This is a genomic window from Streptomyces sp. NPDC039424 (assembly GCF_055639495.1).
This window is the reverse complement of the sequence record NZ_JBVKAI010000005.1, coordinates 83,423-102,390: the sequence shown is the minus strand read 5'-3', so window position 1 is coordinate 102,390 and position 18,968 is coordinate 83,423. Positions and strand designations below refer to the sequence as shown.

Sequence of the window (18,968 nt, the reverse complement as noted above, 5' to 3'; positions counted from 1 at the left end):
CACCGGCGGGTGCGGCGGCCGATCGTTGATGACATGAGCGATCAACGCATTGCACCTGTCGCCGCCCATGAACCCCCCTACTTCGCCGTCGTCTTCACCTCCGTGCGCACGGACGAGGACCCCGACGGATACGGCCGGACCGCCGAGCGGCTCGGCGAGTCGGTGAAGGACATCCCCGGCTACCTCGGCGAGGACTCGGCCCGCACGCCCGGCGGACTCGCGATCTCCGTGGCCTACTTCCGGGACCTGGCCGGTATCGAGGAGTGGCGGCGGCACCCCGAGCATCAGGCGGCCAAGCGGCACGGCCGGGAACACTGGTACGAGCGGTACTCGATCCACATCGCCCGGGTCGACCACAGCCACGAGTTCACCGGGCGGCCAGGTAAGGGGTTCCCAGGCGTTTCCTGAGAGGCGCCTGTGTGTTTCTCAGGAAAATCACAGGGTTTAGAAAGCGTGTTCTCAGAGGGTCCGGTCAAGGTGTCCACCATGACCACGACCTCGCCCCAGGGGCGCACCGAACTGCTGAGGCCGGACGGGAGCCCCGTCCGAGTGCTTGTGGTGGACGACGAACTGTCGATCACCGAACTGCTGAGCATGGCTCTTCGTTACGAAGGCTGGCAGATCAGGAGCGCGGGTGACGGGCAGGGGGCCATCCAGACGGCCCGTGAGTTCCGGCCCGACGCCGTCGTCCTGGACATGATGCTGCCGGACATGGACGGGCTGACCGTCCTGGGCCGGCTGCGGCGGGAACTGCCCGATGTGCCGGTGCTGTTCCTGACGGCCAAGGACGCGGTGGAGGACCGGATCGCCGGGCTCACCGCCGGGGGCGACGACTACGTCACCAAGCCGTTCAGCCTGGAGGAGGTCGTGGCCCGGCTGCGCGGGCTCATCCGGCGCTCCGGTGCCGCCGACCGGCGGTCCGACTCCGTGCTGGTGGTCGGGGACCTGACCCTCGACGAGGACAGCCACGAGGTGTCGCGGGCCGGGGAGAACATCCACCTGACCGCCACCGAGTTCGAGCTGCTGCGGTTCCTGATGCGCAATCCGCGCCGTGTGCTGAGCAAGGCGCAGATCCTGGACCGCGTGTGGTCGTACGACTTCGGCGGGCAGGCCAACGTGGTCGAGCTCTACATCTCGTACCTGCGCCGGAAGATAGACGCCGGACGCGAACCCATGATCCACACACGGCGTGGGGCCGGCTACCTGATCAAGCCCGCCGCGTCATGAGCGGGCGACGACGGCCACGTGCGCAGAAGCGAGCAGGTAAGCCGCGTACCCTGCGTACGCGGCTCGTCGTCTCGACGGTGACGCTGATCGCCGTGGTGTGCGCCGTGATCGGTACGGTGACGACCCTCGCGCTGAAGCAGCACCTTTACGATCAGCTGAACGGCAAGGTGCACGAGACCGCCATGCGTGCCGGGGGCGGCCACATGCTGCCCAAGAACCCGGGCGCGCAGAACCCGAACGCGCAGAACCCCGCCGACCCAGGCGACCCGGGCGCCGTGCAGAACGCCGACATCTCGGCCAGCGCCAAGGTGCAGAACCTCGTCAAGAACGGTCCCACGCAGGAAAAGACCATCGCCGCCTATGTGAAGAACGGTAAGGTCACCAGCGCGGCGATCGCCAAGCGGAAGAACGACAGCGACGGCTTCTTCCAGCAGATGAACGCCGGCTCCCTCAACGCGGCGCAGATGGCGGCCCTCAACTCGGTGCCGAAGGACGGCAAGGCGCACTCCGTGGAGATCCCCGGTCTGGAGGAGTACCGCGTCGAATACGTCGCGAGCCGCGAGAGTGGTGACGCCTACTACGTCGCCCTGCCGACGGCCGACGTCGAGGGCACCATCAACACCCTGATCCTCGTCGAGATCAGCGTCACCGCCGCCGGCCTCGCCGCCGCCGTGATCGCCGGTTACGTGCTCGTCGGCGTGGCCACCCGACCCCTCCGCAAGGTCGCCGCCACCGCCACCCGGGTCTCCGAACTCCCGCTGCACACCGGCGAGGTGAACCTCAGCGAGCGCGTGCCCGAGTCCGAGACCGATCCGCACACCGAGGTCGGCCAGGTCGGTGCGGCCCTCAACCGGATGCTCAACCATGTGCACGGCGCGCTGCACGCCCGTCAGCAGAGCGAGATGCGGGTACGGCAGTTCGTGGCGGACGCCAGTCATGAGCTCAGGACGCCCCTCGCCTCCATCCGCGGATACGCCGAGCTCACGAGACGCGGACGGGAGCAGGTCGGGCCCGACACCCGGCACGCCCTCGGCCGTATCGAGTCCGAGGCCGGGCGGATGACCCTCCTCGTGGAGGACCTGCTCCTGCTCGCCCGTCTCGACGCCGGACGTCCGCTCCAGTTCGAGCAGACCGACCTGATCCCGCTGGTCGTCGACACGATCAGCGACTCCCGCGCGGCGGGCATGGACCACAACTGGCGGCTCGACCTGCCCGACGAACCGGCCCTGGTGTCGGCGGACGCGGCACGGATCCAGCAGGTGCTGGTCAACCTGCTGGGCAACGCCCGCAAGCACACCCCGGCCGGTACGACCATCACCGCACGCGTGCAGCGGCGCGGCCCGTGGATGTGCGTGGACGTGGAGGACAACGGCCAGGGCATCCAGCCCGACCTGCTGCCGCACGTCTTCGAGCGGTTCGCGCGGGGCGACTCGGCGCGGTCCAGGGCGACCGGGTCGACCGGCCTCGGGCTCGCCATCGTGCAGGCGGTCGCGACCGCGCACGGCGGTGCCGTGACCGTGGACAGTGTGCCGGGGCGGACCGTGTTCACCGTGCACCTGCCCGCACTGGGCCCGGCGGTGCCGCGTCCGGCGCCCGAAACGAACTGGCAATCGCACTCACAGGCACAGCACAGTGCCACCACATGGGTGCAACAGGGCGCTTGACCAGAGTCGTTGCCATGCGAACCGACTCTTCTCCCGGCACCCTGCCGGCGCGGGAGCACCTCCCGGCCGGAAACGCCGGTACGCCTGTCCTGGACGTAGTGATCCCCGTCTACAACGAGGAGAAGGACCTCCAGCCATGCGTGCTCAGACTGCACGAGCACCTCACGCGGACCTTCCCGTACGCGTTCCGCATCACGATCGCGGACAACGCGTCCACGGACACCACCCCCCAGATGGCGGCGCGGCTGGAGGCGGAGATCCCGGAGGTCACCAACTTCCGCCTGGAGCAGAAGGGCCGGGGCCGTGCCCTGCGGACCGTGTGGTCCGCGTCTCAGGCCCCGATCCTCGCCTATATGGACGTCGACCTGTCCACCGACCTCAACGCGCTGCTGCCGCTGGTGGCGCCGCTGATCTCGGGCCACTCCGACCTGGCGATCGGCTCCCGGCTGGCCCGCTCCTCGCGTGTGGTGCGCGGTCCGAAGCGGGAGTTCATCAGCCGGGCCTACAACCTGATCCTGCGCGGCTCTCTCCAGGCGCGCTTCTCGGACGCGCAGTGCGGGTTCAAGGCGATCCGGCGTGACGTCGCCCAGGTGCTGCTGCCGCTGGTGGAGGACACCGGCTGGTTCTTCGACACCGAGATGCTGGTCCTCGCCGAGCGCGCGGGGCTCAGGATCCACGAGGTGCCGGTCGACTGGGTCGACGACCCGGACTCGACCGTGCACATCGTGAAGACGGCGACCGAGGACCTCAAGGGGGTGTGGCGGGTGGGCAGGGCCCTGGCCACCGGTTCGCTGTCGCTGGACCGGCTGGCCCGGCCGTTCGGTGACGACCCGCGCGACCGCGAGATCCAGGACGTACCGACGGGGCTGGCTCGCCAGCTCGTCGGGTTCTGCGTGGTCGGCGGTCTGTCGACCCTCTTCTACCTGGCCCTGTACAGCCTCTTCCGGCAGTTCTCCGGCTCGCAGATCGCCAACGCGCTGGCCCTGCTGGTCTCGGCCGTGGCCAACACGGCGGCCAACCGGCGGCTCACCTTCGGGGTGCGCGGCCGGGGCGGGGCCGTCCGGCACCAGGCGCAGGGCCTGGTCGTCTTCGGTATCGGTCTCGCACTGACCAGCGGCTCGCTCGCCGCCCTGAACGCGGCCACCTCCGAGCCCGCGCACTCCACCGAACTGGCGGTGCTGATCGCCGCCAACCTCGCGGCGACGGTGCTGCGCTTCCTGCTCTTCCGCGCGTGGGTGTTCCCGGACCGCGGCGACCCGGCCCAGGAGCCGGCGGCCGAGGCCGAGCACCGTACGTCCTCGCCGGCCTACGGCACGACGATCCCGCGGCAGCCCAGCGGTCCGTACGCCCCGCTGCCCCAGCGCCCGGCGGACCACCAGCACGACCCCGCGCACGAGACCACGTACGACACGAGGTTCGGCGCGACGTACGACTCGACGACCCAGTTCCGCGCCGGTGAAGCCGCGGACGGCACCTGGCGGGACGCGACGATGCAGCTGATGCCCGTCCGTCCCCACGACACCGACCCGAGGGACGCCCGATGACCACCCACACCGATCAGACGACGCATCCGGGGGGTACGGGTCCCTCCGGCTGGGGCCCGCCCCAGGCCGCCGCTCCCCCGGCCGCCCCCCAGGAGCGGGAGCCGTCCGCGGCCCCGGCGCCCGGAGCGGATGAGCCGCAGCAGCCCTTCCCGCGGAGACTGTGGCGCGGCCGGCCCGAGGACCCCCGCTGGGTGCGCCCGGCCTTCCTCGGCCTGCTGGCCGCGACCTTCCTGCTCTACCTGTACAACCTGAGCGCCTCCGGCTACGCCAACTCCTTCTACTCGGCGGCCGTGCAGGCGGGCAGCGAGTCCTGGAAGGCGATGTTCTTCGGCTCGCTGGACGCGGGCAACGCCATCACCGTGGACAAGCCCCCGGCCTCGCTGTGGCCGATGGCGCTGTCGGTCAGGATCTTCGGGCTCAACTCCTGGGCGATCCTCGTCCCCGAGGTCATCATGGGCGTCCTCACGGTCGCCGTGGTGTACGCGGGCGTGCGTCGCCGGTTCAGCCCTGTGGCCGGTCTGGTCGCGGGCGCGGTGCTCGCGCTCACCCCCGTCGCGGCGCTGATGTTCCGGTTCAACAACCCGGACGCGATGCTGGCGCTGCTGATGGCGGCGGCCTGCTACCTGGTGGTGCGGGCCCTGGAGGACGGCCGTACCAAGTGGCTGGTCTGGGCGGGCGTGGCGATCGGCTTCGCGTTCCTCGCCAAGACCCTGCAGGCCTTCCTGATCCTGCCGCCGCTGGCGATCGTCTACGCGGTGTGCGCGCCGGTGTCGCTGAAGAAGCGGTTCGGGCAGCTGGCCGCGGCGGCGGCCGCGCTGGTCGTCTCCGGCGGCTGGTGGGTCGCGATCGTCGAGCTGTGGCCGGCCTCGTCCCGCCCGTACATCGGCGGTTCGCAGAACAACTCCTTCCTGGAGCTGACGTTCGGCTACAACGGCCTCGGCCGGCTCAACGGCGACGAGACCGGCAGTGTCGGCGGCGGTGGCGGGGGCGGCGGCAACAGCGGCCAGTGGGGCGAGACCGGCTGGGACCGGATGTTCAACTCCGAGATCGGCGGCCAGATCTCCTGGCTGCTGCCCGCCGCGCTGATCCTGCTCGTCGCGGGCCTGGTGGCCACCCGCAAGCTCAGGCGGACGTCGGTCACCCGCGGCTCGTTCCTGGTCTGGGGCGGCTCGCTGCTGATCACCATGGTCGTCTTCAGCTACATGGCGGGCATCTTCCACCAGTACTACACGGTGGCCCTCGCCCCCTACATCGCGGCCGTCGTCGGCATGGGCGCCGGACTGCTGTGGGAGAAGCGGCAGGAGCTCTGGGCGTCCATCACCCTCGCCGCGTCCGTGGTGGCGGCCGTGGCCTGGGGGTACGTGCTGCTCAACCGGACCCCCGACTACCTGCCCTGGCTGAAGTGGCTGGTTCTGGTCGGCGGCCTGGTCGCCGCGCTCGGCCTGGTCTTCGCGGGCCGGATGACCCGTCAGCTGGCCCTCGGAGCGGCGGCGGTGGGCCTGGTGACCGCGCTGGCCGGTCCGACCGCGTACACCCTCAGCACCCTCCAGGAGGGCCACACCGGTTCCATCGTCACGGCGGGTCCGGCCGGCGCGAGCATGATGGGCGGCGGCCGTGGCGGTCCCGGCGGCGGTGGCGGTATGCGCGGCGGCTTCGGCGGCGGCATGCCCGGCCAGAACCAGCAGGGCCAGCAGGGCCGGCAGAACGGCAACGGGAATACCCAGGGCCAGGGCCAGGGCCAGCCGGGCAACGGCACCGGTGGCTTCCCCGGCGGCGTGCCGGGCCAGAACCAGCAGGGCGGCATGCCCGGCGGGCAGACGGGTGACGGCGGCGGCATGGGCGGTGGCGGCGTCGGTGGCCTCCTCAACGGCGCCAGTGTCACCTCCGAGGCCAAGAAGCTGCTGGAGGCCGACGCGGGCAAGTACACCTGGGCCGCCGCGTCCATCGGCTCCCAGAACGCGGCGAGCTACCAACTGGCCACCGGCGAACCGGTGATGGCGATCGGCGGCTTCAACGGCACCGACCCGTCCCCGACTCTCGCCCAGTTCAAGAAGTACGTGGAGGACGGAAAGATCCACTACTTCATCGCGGGCGGCGGCATGGGCGGCGGCAACAGCGGTACGGCGTCGCAGATCAGCTCGTGGGTCCAGAGCAACTTCAAGAAGGTCACGGTCGGTTCGGCCACCTTCTACGACCTGACGCAGAAGACGAGCGGCTGACGGTTCACGCGCAGAGAGCGCGCAGAGAGCGCACCGAGAGGGGCGGTGGCTGGAAGCCACCGCCCCTCTCGGTGCGTCCGCGCCCCACCGCAGATATCTCCGTTGTACGGCGTAAGGGAGCGCCTATACGGTGTAGAACATATCGACGACGACCCCTCAGGGGCACCCCCGGCGCCGGCTGATCCTCGGCGTCATCTGTCTGGCCCACCTCACCGTGCTGCTCGACAACACCGTGCTGAACGTGGCCATCCCCTCCCTCACCCGGGACCTGCACGCGACCACGTCCGACATCCAGTGGATGATCAACGCCTACTCGCTGGTGCAGTCCGGCCTGCTGCTCACCGCGGGCAGCGCGGCCGACCTCCCCCACGCCTGAAGGGCGCGGGGGGACCCCCATCGGCCGCAAGAAGATGCTGGTCGCGGGACTGGCCCTGTTCGGCGTCGGGTCACTGGTCGCCGGACTGGCGGACTCCACGGCCCAACTGATCGCCGCCCGGGCGGGCATGGGCGTCGGTGGCGCGCTGCTGCTGACCACCACCCTCGCCGTGGTCATGCAGATCTTCACCCCCGACGAGCACCCCAGGGCCATCGGCATCTGGAGCGCGGTCGCCGCCCTGGGCTTCGCGGTCGGCCCGCTGATCGGCGGCCTGCTGCTGAACCACTTCTGGTGGGGCGCGATCTTCCTGGTCAACCTCCCCGTCGCGGCACTCGGCCTGGTGGCGGCCGTGGCCCTCGTACCGGAGTCCAAGAACCCGCGCGGCGACCGGCCCGACCTGCTCGGCGCGCTGCTGTCCACCATCGGCATGGCCGCGCTGGTGTACGCGATCATCTCCGGCCCCGGCCACGGCCGGACCTCGGCGCGGGTACTGGCCACGGCGGCCGTCGCGGTCACGGTGCTGGCGCTGTTCGCGTACTGGGAGAGCCGCATCCCCGACCCCATGCTCGACCCGCACTTCTTCCGCGACCGCCGGTTCACCGGCGCGGTGGCCGGAGCGGTGCTGATCACCTTCGGGATGGGCGGGGCGCTGTTCCTGCTCACCCAGCATCTGCAGTTCGTGCTCGGGTACGGGCCCCTGGAGGCCGGGCTGCGCACCGCGCCGCTCGCCCTGTCGGTCGTGGCGCTGAACTTCTCCGGGCTGTCCGCCAAGTGGTCGGCGAAGCTGGGCATCGTGGTGTCGATCGCGCTCGGCATGGTGCTGATGTCCCTGGGGCTGGTCTCGATCGCGGTGCTGGACGCCCACGGCTACGGCGGCACCCTGCTGGGGCTGCGGCTCATCGGCGCGGGGTGCGCCGTCGCCAACCCGGCCATGGCGCACGCCATCATGAGCGCGATCCCTCCGGAGAAGGCGGGGGTGGGCGCGGGGATCAACGGGACGCCGGCGGAGTTCGGCAACGGGCTGGGGGGCCGTGCTCAGTTCCTCCGGCAGCCTGGCCCGGGGGCTGGAGGCGGGGCAGCTGGTGGGGGCGGCGGCCGTACTGCTCGGCGGGTTCGTGGCGGCGGGGCCTGCGCAGGGCGGGGGCCGGGATCGCCTGAGAGGCCGGGGGCGCCCCCGCGGCACGCGGCGGCTCTAGCATCTTGAGGAGTGGCCCAATGGTTCTCTGGAAGGTGCGCCGATGGTGAAGGCAGCCGAGCGGTCGGCACGGTCCAGTGTCTGGCTGGAGGGGAAGGCCCGCCGGGGTGGGCGCGGGGGCGGGCAGCCGTCCGGGCTGGACCGGGAGCGGATCACCGAGGTGACCGTGCGGCTGCTGGACGCGGAGGGGCTGGCCAGGTTCTCCATGCGGCGGCTGGCCGGCGAGCTGAACGTCACCGCGATGTCCGTCTACTGGTACGTCGACACCAAGGACGAGCTGCTCGAACTCGCCCTGGACGCGGCCTTCGGCGAGCTGCGGCTGCCCGACCCGGACAGCGGCGCCGACTGGCGGGAGCAGCTGCGGGCGCTGGCCACCGAGTACCGGGGGCTGCTGGTGCGCCATCCCTGGCTGTCGCCGCTGGCCGGCCAGTACCTCAACATCGGCCCCCACGCGCTCGCCTTCGCCCGCAGCGTGCAGCGGGCCATCCGCCGCACCGGGCTGCCGGCGCAGCGCATGACCAGCGCCATCTCGGCCGTCTTCCAGTTCGTGTACGGGTACGGCACGATCGAGGCCCAGTTCCTGACCCGGATCGCGGGCTCGGGCCTGACCCCGGACGACTACTACCGGCAGGTCATGAGCGAGACCCAGCGGCACCCGGAGGCGGCGGACTTCATCCAGGAGTCCAAGGAGATCATGGACGCCCGGGGTGGCGACACGGTCCAGGAGATGCTGGACCGGGACTTCACCTTCGCGCTGGACCTGCTGGTCGCCGGGATCGAGGCGATGGTCGACCGGGGCTGACCGGTCGGACCGGACTGACTACTGGTCGGACGCCAGCCGCGCCGGGAAGCCGCCGGTGGCGACCGGGCCCCAGCGCTCCGGGGTGATCCGGATGATCGACTTGCCCTGCTTGAGCATGGCCGCCCGGTACTCGTCCCAGTCCGGGTGCTCGCCGGCGATGTTGCGGTAGTACTCCACCAGCGGCTCCACGGAGTCGGGCGTGTCGATGACCTCGGCGGTCCCGTCGATCTGCACCCACGGCCCGTTCCAGTCGTCGCTGAGCACGATGAGGCTGACCCGCTCGTCCCGCTTGGCGTTGCGGGTCTTGGCGCGCTCGGGGTAGGTGGAGACCACGATCCGGCCCGAGTCGTCCACCCCACAGGTCAGCGGCGACCCCTGGGGCCCACCGTCGGCCCGCCGGGTCAGCAGGATGGCGTGGTGGCGGGGACGTACGAAGTCCAGCAACTCGTCGAGGGACACGGCGGTGTTGGTCGCGATGTTCGGTGCCATGCGTCCAGCCTAGGCCGTGAGCGCCTCGGTCAGGTCGTCGTACACCGGGACGTCGCGGCGCAGGCCGGTCAGTTCCAGGACGCGGCTCGGGAGCTCGTGGGGGCGGGCCGCCACGCGTACCTCGGTGTGCGGGGGCAGATGCCGGCGTATGTCGTGGATGAGGCGGACGCCCTGGGAGTCGAGGAAGCCCGTGTCCGTGAGGTCCAGGACGAGCACGCGCAGCCGGCGGGCGCGGGTGACGGACAGGACGTGAGTGAGCAGGGCATCGGCGTTGCTGAGGTCGATTTCCGGGGGGAGCGTGAGCAGGGTGCGGCCGGGCAGGCCGCGCTGATCGCGGGGGCGCGGAAAGGGGGTCACGGCACTCACCTGACGCAGACGGGTCGTCCGGATTCCTGAGGGGGGAGAAGGGGGCCGCTTCCTGACCTGTCGCCCATTGCATCATGCCCCGCGCGGGCAGGGAAGCGTGCCGCCGCCGGGTCGTCGGGCGAAGGTCACCTTGACGCAACGGAGCAGCTAGAGTGCTGTCCGTCCTGTGCTCGCAGTCGGGAATGTGCTGCGGAGCTCTCCTGCGCATGGCCACGTGGCCGTGCATGCCGAAGAGGTTCGTGGTGGCTGCGTCCGACTTTCCCGATGTGCCCGGTTTTCCGGTTGGCTTCGAGCTGGCCGAGGCGCTCACGGTGGCGGCTCAGCAACTGCATGAGACCACCACCCCGCACAGCACCCTGCGCACCGCGGTCAAGCTGGCCGTGCACCTGCTGCCCGGCGCCGAGCACGCCGGGATCTCCGAGATCGAGCGCGGCGACCTGCGCCGCACCATCGCCTGGACCGACGAGGTGGTGCGCACCGCGGAGGCCCCCGACGGCGACGAAGGCGCCCCGCACTGGGACCGGCTGTGGACCGCGCCGGTGGCGCGGATAGAGGACAGCGGCACCGACGGCGGCCTGGGTGCGCTCTCCGACCTGGGCCTGCGCTCGGTGCTCTCCCTGCGGCTGCGCGCCGACCGCCGCCGGCTCACCGTGCTCACCGCCTACTCCCGCAAGCCGCGCGCCTTCGACGAGACCACCACCCGGGTCGGCCGGCTGTTCACCGCGCATGTCAGCCTGGCCCTGCAGTCGGTGACGGTCCGCGAGCAGCTCACCGAGGCCATGCGCACCCGGGACCTGATCGGCCAGGCCACAGGCATCCTGATGGAGCGCCTGGACATCGACGCGGCGGACGCCTTCGACAGTCTGGTGCGCACCTCGCAGCGCGAGAACGTCAAGCTCCGCGACCTGGCCCGCCGCATCGTGGGCACCAAGGAAGGCGGGTAACGGCGCGCCGACAGCGGGTGACCGAGGCCACACCCCTGCTTCAGCGGCCCATCACGGGATATCCGATAAGCCATGACAGCTGAGATCCCCGACACGCTGGACCGGGCCATGGCGCGCAGCGGTGGTCTCGACACCCTGCTGCGCGATCTGGCGGACCGGGCGGTGCAGGCGGTGCCCGGCGCGGTGGCGTGCAGTGTGACCGTGCGCCGCGCCGACCGGCTGCTCACCCTGGCGGGCAGCAGCGGGATCCCCAGTGGGCTCGACCAGCGGCAGTACGAGAACGGCTCCGGCCCCTGTGTCGACGCGGCGGCGACCGGGCAGGAGCAGTACGCGCCCGATCTGGCCCGGGAGACGCGCTGGCCCGCGTACCGGGCGTACGCGCTCTCCGCGGGCGTCCGCTGTGTGCTGGCGCTGCCGCTCGCCGTCGAGGGCGAGACGGGCGCCGCCCTCAACCTCTACGGCGGCGAGCCCGGCTCGCTGGGCCCCGGCCGGGAGACGGCCCGGGACTTCGCGGCGCGGGCGGCGGACGCGGTCAACGTCGCCCTGCACATCGAGCGCGAGCAGGAGTCCGCCGCCGACGTACGCGCCGCCCTGCTCTCCCGCAGCGTCATCGACCAGGCCATCGGCATCCTGATGGCCCGTGAGCGCATCGACGCCCGGATCGCCATGGAGCGGCTGCGCCGCGTCTCGCAGGACCGCAACGTCAAACTCCGTGACCTGTGCACCGACCTGGTGACCCGGGTGGGCGGCACCCGGCCGCCCTCAGCCGAGCGGTAGCGACTCGCCCTGCACGGCCTGGATGTCCAGCTCCACCTTCAGCGTCGTGCCGATGGCCGCGATGCCCGCCTGGAGGACCTGGTTGTAGTTCATGGCGAAGTCCTCGCGGTGCAGCTGGGCCGTCGCCCGGAAGGCCGCGCGGGTGCCGCCCCACGGGTCGGCGCCGGTGCCGAGGTACACGAGGTCGAGGTCGACCGGGCGGACGACGCCGTGCATCGCCAGCTCGCCGTGCACCGTCCAGCGGTCGGAACCGGCCGCCCTCAGAGCGTTGGACTTGTAGGTGATCTCGGGGTGCCGTTCGACGTCCAGGAAGTCGGCCGAGCGCAGGTGGGTGTCGCGGGTGCCGTTGCCGGTGTCGACGGAGGCGGCCCGGATGACCGCCTCGACGCGGGACTTGGTGACGTCGTCGGGCGCGATCTCGATCGAGCCCGCGAAGTCCGTGAACCGGCCGTGCACGCTGGAGATCCCCAGGTGCTGGGCGACGGCGGACACCGAGGAGTGCGCCGGGTCGATGGTCCACGGGCCGGGCGGGGGCAGTTCGGTGCCGCCCTGCCGGGCCAGCGTCACCGTGCCGACCTCGGCCCGCCCACTGGCGGTGACGAGCGCGCTGGCGGCGGCGGGCGCGTACCCGACGGCCGTGACGATCACCGTGTACGCCCCGGGCGCCAGCTCGCCGGAGTCCCGTACCGCTCCCTCGGCGTCGGCCTCGGCGCGCAGCACCTGGGTGCCCCGCGTGTCGGTCAGTGTGACGACCGCGTGCGACACGGCCCATCCGTCCCGGGTGCGGATCCTCGCGGTCAGTCCCATCCCGTTCTCTCCCTGGAAAGCCTGGTGAATTGCGCGTGATGAAACCGGCCCGTGGCGAGCGCGTCCTGGTGGGCGCGCCTGCCACGGGCCGGGGGGTGAACTACTCGCCGGGGTGGGCGAGTGCGATGTCGTGGCCGTCGACTCCGGAGCCGGCGACCGTGAGGGCCGTCGCCACCGGCGGGTAGCCCGTCGCGATGACGGTGTACTCGCCGCCGTCCAGGTCGGCGAAGGCGTACGCCCCGTCCGTCCCGGTGGTGGCCGTGCCGACCACGTTGCCCGCCGCGTCCACCAGCGTCACGCGGGCGTCGGCCAGCGGGCCGTGCGGGGCCCGTACGACGCCCTGGAGCTGGGCTCCGGCGTCGAGGTCGACCTCGATCCGGGTGACGCCGGTGGCGCCGACCTCGACGGGCAGGGCGCGCGGCCGGAACCCGGTCGCGTTGACGGCGACGGTCACCACGCCCGGCACCAGCTCGGTGAACGCGAACTCGCCCTGCTCACCGGTGTTCCCGGTGGCCAGCAGATCGCCGCGCACATCGGTGACGATCACCATCGCGTCCTTGACCGGCAGCGCGTTCCCGGCCGCCCGGACCACACCGCTCAGTCCGCTGGTGCCGCTGAGCAGGATGTCGTACGCCACCGGGTCCTCGCCCACCACGACGGTGGACGCCTGCGGCTGGTAGCCGTCGGCGGAGGCGATCAGGACGTACGAACCCGTGCCCGGCGCTTCCAGCGCGTAGGAACCGTCGGTCTGCGCGACCGACCGGCCCAGCTGGCGGCCGGAGAGGGAGATCAGGGTGACCGCGGCCTGCGGGACCGGGGCGCTCTCGGCGCCGCGGACGAAGCCGTGCACGGGGGTGCCGCCGCTTCCCGCGGGGTCGGGCCCGGCCACCGTGGCGACGGCGGTGAACTGCGGTGCGGCCTCGGTGGCGGTCTCCGTGTCGGAGGTGGCGGTGGCCCAGCTGGGCACCCGCTCCTCGGCGGTCTCGGAGACCTCGGCGACGTGGGCCTGGGCCTCGGCCGGGGCCTCGCCCGCGGCGGCCTGCGCCAGCGCGCCCTTCGTCTTCAGCGGGACCTCCTTGATGAACAGCGTGATCAGGAAGGCGACGGCCGCCAGGCAGCCGGCGATGAAGAAGACGTCGGCGATGCCGTGGCCGTAGGCGCTCTCCAGGAGCGTGCGCAGCGGCGCGGGCAGCTTGTCCAGGTCCGGGATGCTGTCCGTGGAGCCCGATCCGGCCAGGGCGGCGCGGTACTTGGGGCTCAGGGCGGAGGCGCCGTCCGTGACGTAGTGCGTGATCCGGTGCGACATCACCGCGCCGAGGGCGGAGACGCCGACCGCACCACCGAGGGAGCGGAAGAAGGTGACCGTGGAGCTGGCGGAGCCGAGGTCGGAGGGAGCCACCTGGTTCTGCGTGGCGAGCACCAGGTTCTGCATCATCATGCCGATGCCGAGACCCAGCAGCGCCATGAAGACGGCCATCTTCCAGTACTCGGTGTCGTACCGGATGCCGCCCAGCAGGCACAGGCCGGCCGTCACCAGGACGCCACCGCTGACCAGCCAGGCCTTCCAGCGGCCGGTGCGGGTGATGAACTGACCCGAGACGGTGGAGGAGACGAACAGGCCGCCGATCATCGGGATGGTCATGACGCCGGACATCGTCGGGGACTTGTCGCGGGCCAGCTGGAAGTACTGGCTGAAGAACACCGTGCCGGTGAACATCGCGATGCCGACGAAGAGCGAGGCGAGGGACGCCAGGGTGATGGTGCGGTTGCGGAACAGGCGCAGCGGGATGATCGGCTCGCTCGCCTTGGACTCCACCAGCACGAACAGCGCGCCCAGGGCGATCGAACCGCCGACCATCGCGTACGTCTGCCAGGACACCCAGTCGTACTTGTCACCGGCGAAGGTGACCCAGACCAGCAGCAGCGAGACGGCGGCGGAGATGAAGAAGGCGCCGCCCCAGTCGACCTTGACCTCCCGCTTGACCACGGGCAGGTGCAGGGTCTTCTGCAGCACGATCAGCGCGATGATCGCGAAGGGGACACCGACGTAGAAGCACCAGCGCCAGCCCAGCCAGGAAGTGTCGGTGATGACACCGCCGAGCAGCGGGCCTCCGACGGTGGCGACGGCGAAGGTGGCGCCGAGGTAGCCGGAGTACCGGCCGCGCTCGCGCGGGGAGATCATCGCCGCCATCACGATCTGCGCCAGGGCGGACAGACCGCCGACGCCGATGCCCTGGACGACACGGCAGGCGATCAGCATGCCGGCGTTCTGCGACAGGCCGGCGGCGGCCGAGCCCAGGACGTAGATGACGAGGGCTATCTGGACGAGCGCCTTCTTGCTGTACAGGTCGGCGAGCTTGCCCCACAGGGGAGTGGCCGCGGTCATCGACAGCAGGGCGGCGGTGACCACCCAGGTGTAGGCGGACTGGCCGCCGCCGAGGTCGCCGATGATCTCCGGCAGCGCGTTGGAGACGATCGTGGACGACAGGATCGCCACGAACATGCCGAGCAGCAGCCCGGAGAGCGCCTCCATGATCTGCCGGTGCGTCATCGGGGCGTGGGCGCCGGAGCCTCCCCCGTGCTTGGCGTGAGCCCGCACACCGGCTGGTGTGGTCGTTGCCATGGGCTTCCTTTTCTTACGTGGTCGCGGGTGTACGGGTGGTCTTTTCGGCTTCGGGTGGCGGGAGCCGGTGCGGCAGCGAACGGCAGTCGTCGAAGCTGGCCCGCAGCCGCGTCATGAGCCGGGTGAGCTGGCCGACCTCGTCCTCGCTCCAGTCGCCGAGCCGCTCGGCGAGCAGGTGCGTGGTCCGCCGGGACAGCTCGGCCAGCAGCTCACGGCCCTCGGGTGTGAGGCGCAGGATGCGCGAGCGCTTGTCGCCGGGGTCGGGGGAGCGTTCGATCCAGCCCCGCTCGGCGAGGTGCGCGACATGACGGCTGGTCACCGACATGTCCACGGCGAGCAGCTCGGAGAGCTTGCTCATGCGCATGCCGCCGTGGCGACCCAGCAACGTGATGACGGCGGCGGAGCCGCTCGGGCAGTCCGACGGCAGGATGCGGCCGAGCTCGCGCTTGACGACGCCGAAGGCGCTGAACTGGCGGATCAGCTCCTCGTACTGCTCGTACTGCGCCGGCACGGTCATCACACCTCCCGAATTTGTTGCTTAGGGCAACCATAGAACCGTTGGTTGCTGCAGGCAAATAAGTGGCCGGGGTCTGGCGCAAAAAGTTGGCAAAGGCATGTATTGCGGACGTAAATGTGCAGGTGGGGTGCGGCACCGGTGCGGTCAACCCCCCACTTGGGCCCCACTGCCGGATTCGCTAGTGTCTCGGGCCATGGCTAACACCCAGGGCCCCCAGGGCAACCACGACCCCGCAGGCAGCACCCAGATGTTCCGCGCGTTCGTCGACGAGGCCCCTCAGGGCCGGCAGCAGGCGGCCGCCCCGGCGGGCCCCCGCATCGGCCTGATCATCGGCATCGTCGCCGCGATCGCGGTCGTGGCGGCGGTCGCCTGGCTCGCGCTCAAGTAACCGCTCCGCCGACGCTCAAACGCTACTTCCACTCCACGTCCACGTCCCGCGTCTCGACGTGCATGCCCAGCGGCACGCGCCATGCGTCGACGCACACCGTCCAGGTGGGTTCCTTCCGCGCGCCCGCGGCGATCGGTGCCGGAAGGTCCTCGGTCGACTCGATCGTCGCCCAGTCGATGCCGAGCGCGTCGACGATGTGCGTGCCGAGGGTCACCGTGCCCGAACGCACCGCCGTCCCGCCCTCGTTGCGGAAGGCGACGCTCACCTTCTCGCACCAGCGCCGGTCCGTGGCCTCGCGGCCGGGCTCGCCCCAGGCGAGGGCGGCGGGGGCGGGGGACGCCGGTCGGCTCGGTTCCGGGGTGGGAGCGGGGTCGGGAGAAGAGGACGGCTTCGAGGGTGGCTTCGGGGCCGTGGAGCCCGGCTCGGGCCGCTCGCTCGTGACCGGCGCGGTGGAGGCGGCTCCGGGCTGCCCGCGCCCTGACGGCCCAGGGGCCGACGGAATGCGCCCCGCGGGAGAGTCGGCACCCGGCTCGGCGGTGGTGCCGTTCGCGGTGGCGGGACCGTCGAGCGGTACCAGCGTCACCGACCCGGCGGGGGCCGGTGCCGTCGGGCCCGGCGAGCCGCCCACCGGACCGACGGCCGCATAACCCCCGCCGTCGCCGCCTCCGCACGCGGCCAGTGCCGCGCCCAGGCAGACGACGGCCGCCGACGCGGCCGTGAGTACGGCGCCCCGGCGGCCATGAGTCGATCCGGACCCTGCCGCTCCCGTCGCTCGAAGCATCGCGCCATAGTGGCTGACGCCCCGTCAAATAGGAAGCCCCGGTCGGAGACGGCCTCGTTCGCAGACGGCCTCAGTCGGAGATGAGCCCGTCCCGCAGCTGCGCCAGCGTCCGGGTGAGCAGCCGGGAGACGTGCATCTGGGAGATGCCGACCTCCTCGCCGATCTGGGACTGGGTCATGTTGGCGAAGAAGCGGAGCATGATGATCCGGCGCTCCCGGGGTGGGAGCTTGGCCAGTAGCGGCTTCAGGGACTCCCGGTACTCCACGCCCTCCAGCGCGCTGTCCTCGTAGCCGAGCCGGTCGGCCAGGGAGCCCTCGCCGCCGTCGTCCTCGGGGGCGGGGGAGTCGAGCGAGGACGCCGTGTAGGCGTTGCCGACCGCCAGGCCGTCGACCACGTCCTCCTCGGACACGCCGAGCACGGCGGCGAGTTCGGCGACCGTGGGGGAGCGGTCGAGCTTCTGGGACAGCTCGTCGCTGGCCTTCGTCAGCGCCAGACGCAGCTCCTGCAGCCGCCTCGGCACGCGGACCGACCACGACGTGTCGCGGAAGAACCGCTTGATCTCGCCCACCACCGTGGGCATCGCGAAGGTCGGGAACTCCACCCCCCGCTCGCAGTCGAAGCGGTCGATCGCCTTGATCAGGCCGATGGTGCCGACCTGGACGATGTCCTCCATCGGTTCGTTGCGGCTGCGGAAGCGGGCCGCCGCGTACCGGACGAGGGGGAGGTTGAGCTCGATCAGTGTGTCCCGGACGTAGGCGCGCTCGGGGCTGTTCTCGTCGAGTGCGGCGAGCCGCAGGAACAGGGAGCGGGACAGGGTGCGGGTGTCGATGGCCCCCGGGGCCGGGATGGCCGGGGCCGGCGCGGACTCGAGGGGCGTGACGTCGTCGAGGACGTCGAGCGCATCGAGCTCCTTGGGCGCTGCCTCGCTCTGCGTGGGCGTAAGCACCTTCGAGCTGCCCTGTTCTGCGGACATGCCACCCCCTTTGGGTCGCGGGACGGTCGCGGCGGCGTTCCCACGAAGGAACGCAGCCCTCACCTGAATACCGGAGCCGGAGCCACGGCAAACGCGCTTCCCGCAGAATGTCACATGTCGGCAACACGCTGTAGTGACTTGTCGACACACCGGAAGCGAATCAGCCCTGGAAAGAAGGGGTCTGACGGTCTTTCGGAGCACAACTGTCGGGAAGTGCCCCGGTGAGCGATTCGCCCGCGCCGGTTATGCCTCGATAGTGCTTGCGATCCTTTGTTGTGATCCCTTGTGTGATCCCCTGCGCTACTCCGGTGCGCCCCCGCGCCCCTTTGTGCCTCGGCCTATGCCTCGATTCGGTTGGCGGAACGCAGCCGCTGGAAGCTGCGCGCGAGGAGCCGGGAGACATGCATCTGGGAGACGCCGAGTTCCGCGCTGATCTGAGACTGGGTGAGATTGCTGTAGTAGCGCAGGAGCAGAATTCGCTGTTCCCTCTCGGGGAGCTGGACCAGCAGATGGCGTACGAGGTCGCGGTGCTCGACCCCGTCCAGGGCCGGGTCCTCGTAGCCGATCCGGTCGAGCAGGCCCGGCAGTCCGTCGCCCTCCTGCGCGGCCTCCAGCGAGGTCGCGTGGTAGGAGCGTCCGGCCTCGATGCAGGACAGCACCTCCTCCTCGCTGATGCGCAGCCGCTCGGCGATCTCGGCGGTGGTGGGGGTGCGCCCGTAGGCAGTCGTCAGGTCCTCGGTCGCGCTGTTGACCTGTACCCACAGCTCGTGCAGCCGGCGCGGTACGTGGACGGTGCGGACGTTGTCCCGGAAGTACCGCTTGATCTCGCCGACCACCGTGGGCATCGCGAAGGTCGGGAACTGCACGCCCCGGTCGGGGTCGAAGCGGTCGATGGCGTTGATCAGGCCGATGGTGCCGACCTGGACCACGTCCTCCATGGGCTCGTTGCGGGAGCGGAAGCGGGCGGCCGCGTACCGGACGAGGGGGAGGTTCGCCTCGATCAGCGCGCCGCGCACCCGGTTATGCTCCGGGGTGCCCGGCTGGAGCTCCTTGAGCTGGGCGAAGAGCACCTGGGTGAGGGCGCGGGTGTCGGCGCCGCGGCGCTTCTCGGGGGCGGGGGCCTCCTCCTGGGGCGGCGCAGTACTGGCCGACACGGTCAACGCCACCTCTTCATAGGTCAATCATCCGTCAAAAGCGGTCATAGCATCACAAGACATGTGCACTGTGTGCAAGCACCGCATAACGCCGTGTTGAGGGCAAGTTGGGGCAAAAACCA

General features: G+C 71.2%; 17 protein-coding genes and 1 pseudogene. 10 read left to right on the top strand and 8 right to left on the bottom strand.

Features of this window, described 5'->3' with window-relative positions:
- Nucleotides 1–33 precede the first annotated feature (33 nt).
- The 7 genes and pseudogenes from ACZ7L0_RS14765 (at nucleotide 34) to ACZ7L0_RS14735 (ending at nucleotide 9,027) form a co-directional block, all read left to right on the top strand.
- Nucleotides 34–408: an antibiotic biosynthesis monooxygenase family protein gene (locus ACZ7L0_RS14765; RefSeq protein ID WP_471242828.1), complete on the top strand. Its 375-nt coding sequence runs from the start codon at nucleotides 34–36 to the stop codon at nucleotides 406–408.
- Between the two features lie 78 nt (nucleotides 409–486).
- Nucleotides 487–1,227: a response regulator transcription factor gene (locus ACZ7L0_RS14760; RefSeq protein WP_471242827.1), complete on the top strand. Its 741-nt coding sequence runs from the start codon at nucleotides 487–489 to the stop codon at nucleotides 1,225–1,227.
- On the top strand, nucleotides 1,224–2,891 hold the full coding sequence (locus tag ACZ7L0_RS14755) for a sensor histidine kinase (RefSeq protein WP_471242826.1): 1,668 nt from the start codon (nucleotides 1,224–1,226) through the stop codon (nucleotides 2,889–2,891). The genes ACZ7L0_RS14760 and ACZ7L0_RS14755 overlap by 4 nt, the downstream gene beginning before the upstream one ends.
- 14 nt (nucleotides 2,892–2,905) lie before the next feature.
- Entirely contained in the window at nucleotides 2,906–4,435 is a 1,530-nt protein-coding gene (locus ACZ7L0_RS14750) for a bifunctional glycosyltransferase family 2/GtrA family protein (protein ID WP_471242825.1), read from the top strand.
- Nucleotides 4,432–6,654: an ArnT family glycosyltransferase gene (locus ACZ7L0_RS14745; protein ID WP_471242824.1), complete on the top strand. Its 2,223-nt coding sequence runs from the start codon at nucleotides 4,432–4,434 to the stop codon at nucleotides 6,652–6,654. The genes ACZ7L0_RS14750 and ACZ7L0_RS14745 overlap by 4 nt, the downstream gene beginning before the upstream one ends.
- 139 nt (nucleotides 6,655–6,793) lie before the next feature.
- Nucleotides 6,794–8,226: pseudogene (locus tag ACZ7L0_RS14740) on the top strand (MFS transporter).
- Between the two features lie 42 nt (nucleotides 8,227–8,268).
- Nucleotides 8,269–9,027 carry a TetR/AcrR family transcriptional regulator gene (locus ACZ7L0_RS14735; protein ID WP_471242823.1) on the top strand — a complete coding sequence of 253 codons (759 nt, stop codon included), beginning with the start codon at nucleotides 8,269–8,271 and terminating at the stop codon, nucleotides 9,025–9,027.
- Between the two features lie 18 nt (nucleotides 9,028–9,045).
- Here the strand turns inward: ACZ7L0_RS14735 and ACZ7L0_RS14730 are convergent, their stop codons facing one another.
- Both ACZ7L0_RS14730 and ACZ7L0_RS14725 read right to left on the bottom strand, forming a co-directional pair.
- Nucleotides 9,046–9,516 (bottom strand): PPOX class F420-dependent oxidoreductase, encoded by a 471-nt coding sequence (locus ACZ7L0_RS14730; RefSeq protein ID WP_471242822.1) that lies wholly within the window; start codon nucleotides 9,514–9,516, stop codon nucleotides 9,046–9,048.
- Nucleotides 9,517–9,525: 9 nt separating this feature from the next.
- Entirely contained in the window at nucleotides 9,526–9,873 is a 348-nt protein-coding gene (locus tag ACZ7L0_RS14725) for an STAS domain-containing protein (RefSeq protein ID WP_471242821.1), read from the bottom strand.
- Between the two features lie 233 nt (nucleotides 9,874–10,106).
- On the opposite strand from ACZ7L0_RS14725, the gene ACZ7L0_RS14720 reads away from it, so the two are divergent.
- Together ACZ7L0_RS14720 and ACZ7L0_RS14715 are read left to right on the top strand one after the other, a co-directional pair.
- Nucleotides 10,107–10,826, top strand: coding sequence for an ANTAR domain-containing protein (locus ACZ7L0_RS14720; protein ID WP_471243215.1), 720 nt, complete (start codon nucleotides 10,107–10,109; stop codon nucleotides 10,824–10,826).
- A gap of 72 nt (nucleotides 10,827–10,898) precedes the next feature.
- On the top strand, nucleotides 10,899–11,603 hold the full coding sequence (locus ACZ7L0_RS14715; RefSeq protein WP_471242820.1) for a GAF and ANTAR domain-containing protein: 705 nt from the start codon (nucleotides 10,899–10,901) through the stop codon (nucleotides 11,601–11,603).
- Here ACZ7L0_RS14715 and ACZ7L0_RS14710 read toward each other — a convergent pair.
- The 3 genes from ACZ7L0_RS14710 to ACZ7L0_RS14700 all read right to left on the bottom strand — a co-directional run bounded on the left by ACZ7L0_RS14710 (nucleotide 11,589) and on the right by ACZ7L0_RS14700 (nucleotide 15,550).
- Entirely contained in the window at nucleotides 11,589–12,410 is an 822-nt protein-coding gene (locus tag ACZ7L0_RS14710; protein WP_471242819.1) for a YceI family protein, read from the bottom strand. The genes ACZ7L0_RS14715 and ACZ7L0_RS14710 overlap by 15 nt on opposite strands.
- Nucleotides 12,411–12,510: 100 nt before the next feature.
- On the bottom strand, nucleotides 12,511–14,961 hold the full coding sequence (locus tag ACZ7L0_RS14705) for an MFS transporter (RefSeq protein WP_471243214.1): 2,451 nt from the start codon (nucleotides 14,959–14,961) through the stop codon (nucleotides 12,511–12,513).
- Between the two features lie 85 nt (nucleotides 14,962–15,046).
- Complete coding sequence (locus tag ACZ7L0_RS14700) at nucleotides 15,047–15,550, bottom strand: MarR family winged helix-turn-helix transcriptional regulator (RefSeq protein ID WP_471242818.1); 504 nt, start codon at nucleotides 15,548–15,550, stop codon at nucleotides 15,047–15,049.
- Between the two features lie 193 nt (nucleotides 15,551–15,743).
- Here ACZ7L0_RS14700 and ACZ7L0_RS14695 point away from each other — a divergent pair, with 193 nt between their 5' ends.
- Nucleotides 15,744–15,938: a hypothetical protein gene (locus ACZ7L0_RS14695; RefSeq protein WP_471242817.1), complete on the top strand. Its 195-nt coding sequence runs from the start codon at nucleotides 15,744–15,746 to the stop codon at nucleotides 15,936–15,938.
- A 22-nt stretch (nucleotides 15,939–15,960) separates the two neighbouring features.
- Here ACZ7L0_RS14695 and ACZ7L0_RS14690 read toward each other — a convergent pair whose 3' ends face one another.
- From ACZ7L0_RS14690 to ACZ7L0_RS14680, 3 genes are all read right to left on the bottom strand, one after another.
- Entirely contained in the window at nucleotides 15,961–16,719 is a 759-nt protein-coding gene (locus tag ACZ7L0_RS14690; protein WP_471242816.1) for a hypothetical protein, read from the bottom strand.
- 70 nt (nucleotides 16,720–16,789) lie between these two features.
- Nucleotides 16,790–17,692, bottom strand: a complete 903-nt coding sequence (locus tag ACZ7L0_RS14685) for an RNA polymerase sigma factor SigF (RefSeq protein ID WP_471242815.1) — start codon at nucleotides 17,690–17,692, stop codon at nucleotides 16,790–16,792.
- A gap of 338 nt (nucleotides 17,693–18,030) precedes the next feature.
- Complete coding sequence (locus ACZ7L0_RS14680) at nucleotides 18,031–18,852, bottom strand: RNA polymerase sigma factor SigF (protein ID WP_471243213.1); 822 nt, start codon at nucleotides 18,850–18,852, stop codon at nucleotides 18,031–18,033.
- Between the last annotated feature and the right edge of the window lie 116 nt (nucleotides 18,853–18,968).

Coding starts and splice junctions, on each gene's coding strand:
- ACZ7L0_RS14690 (WP_471242816.1), bottom strand. CDS start 16,719: ATGCTTCGAGCGACGGGAGCGGCAGGGTCCGGATCGACTCATGGCCGC.
- ACZ7L0_RS14730 (WP_471242822.1), bottom strand. CDS start 9,516: ATGGCACCGAACATCGCGACCAACACCGCCGTGTCCCTCGACGAGTTG.
- ACZ7L0_RS14720 (WP_471243215.1), top strand. CDS start 10,107: ATGCCGAAGAGGTTCGTGGTGGCTGCGTCCGACTTTCCCGATGTGCCC.
- ACZ7L0_RS14715 (WP_471242820.1), top strand. CDS start 10,899: ATGACAGCTGAGATCCCCGACACGCTGGACCGGGCCATGGCGCGCAGC.
- ACZ7L0_RS14735 (WP_471242823.1), top strand. CDS start 8,269: ATGGTGAAGGCAGCCGAGCGGTCGGCACGGTCCAGTGTCTGGCTGGAG.
- ACZ7L0_RS14765 (WP_471242828.1), top strand. CDS start 34: ATGAGCGATCAACGCATTGCACCTGTCGCCGCCCATGAACCCCCCTAC.
- ACZ7L0_RS14760 (WP_471242827.1), top strand. CDS start 487: ATGACCACGACCTCGCCCCAGGGGCGCACCGAACTGCTGAGGCCGGAC.
- ACZ7L0_RS14750 (WP_471242825.1), top strand. CDS start 2,906: ATGCGAACCGACTCTTCTCCCGGCACCCTGCCGGCGCGGGAGCACCTC.
- ACZ7L0_RS14695 (WP_471242817.1), top strand. CDS start 15,744: ATGGCTAACACCCAGGGCCCCCAGGGCAACCACGACCCCGCAGGCAGC.
- ACZ7L0_RS14705 (WP_471243214.1), bottom strand. CDS start 14,961: ATGACGCACCGGCAGATCATGGAGGCGCTCTCCGGGCTGCTGCTCGGC.
- ACZ7L0_RS14685 (WP_471242815.1), bottom strand. CDS start 17,692: ATGTCCGCAGAACAGGGCAGCTCGAAGGTGCTTACGCCCACGCAGAGC.
- ACZ7L0_RS14700 (WP_471242818.1), bottom strand. CDS start 15,550: ATGACCGTGCCGGCGCAGTACGAGCAGTACGAGGAGCTGATCCGCCAG.
- ACZ7L0_RS14710 (WP_471242819.1), bottom strand. CDS start 12,410: ATGGGACTGACCGCGAGGATCCGCACCCGGGACGGATGGGCCGTGTCG.
- ACZ7L0_RS14755 (WP_471242826.1), top strand. CDS start 1,224: ATGAGCGGGCGACGACGGCCACGTGCGCAGAAGCGAGCAGGTAAGCCG.
- ACZ7L0_RS14745 (WP_471242824.1), top strand. CDS start 4,432: ATGACCACCCACACCGATCAGACGACGCATCCGGGGGGTACGGGTCCC.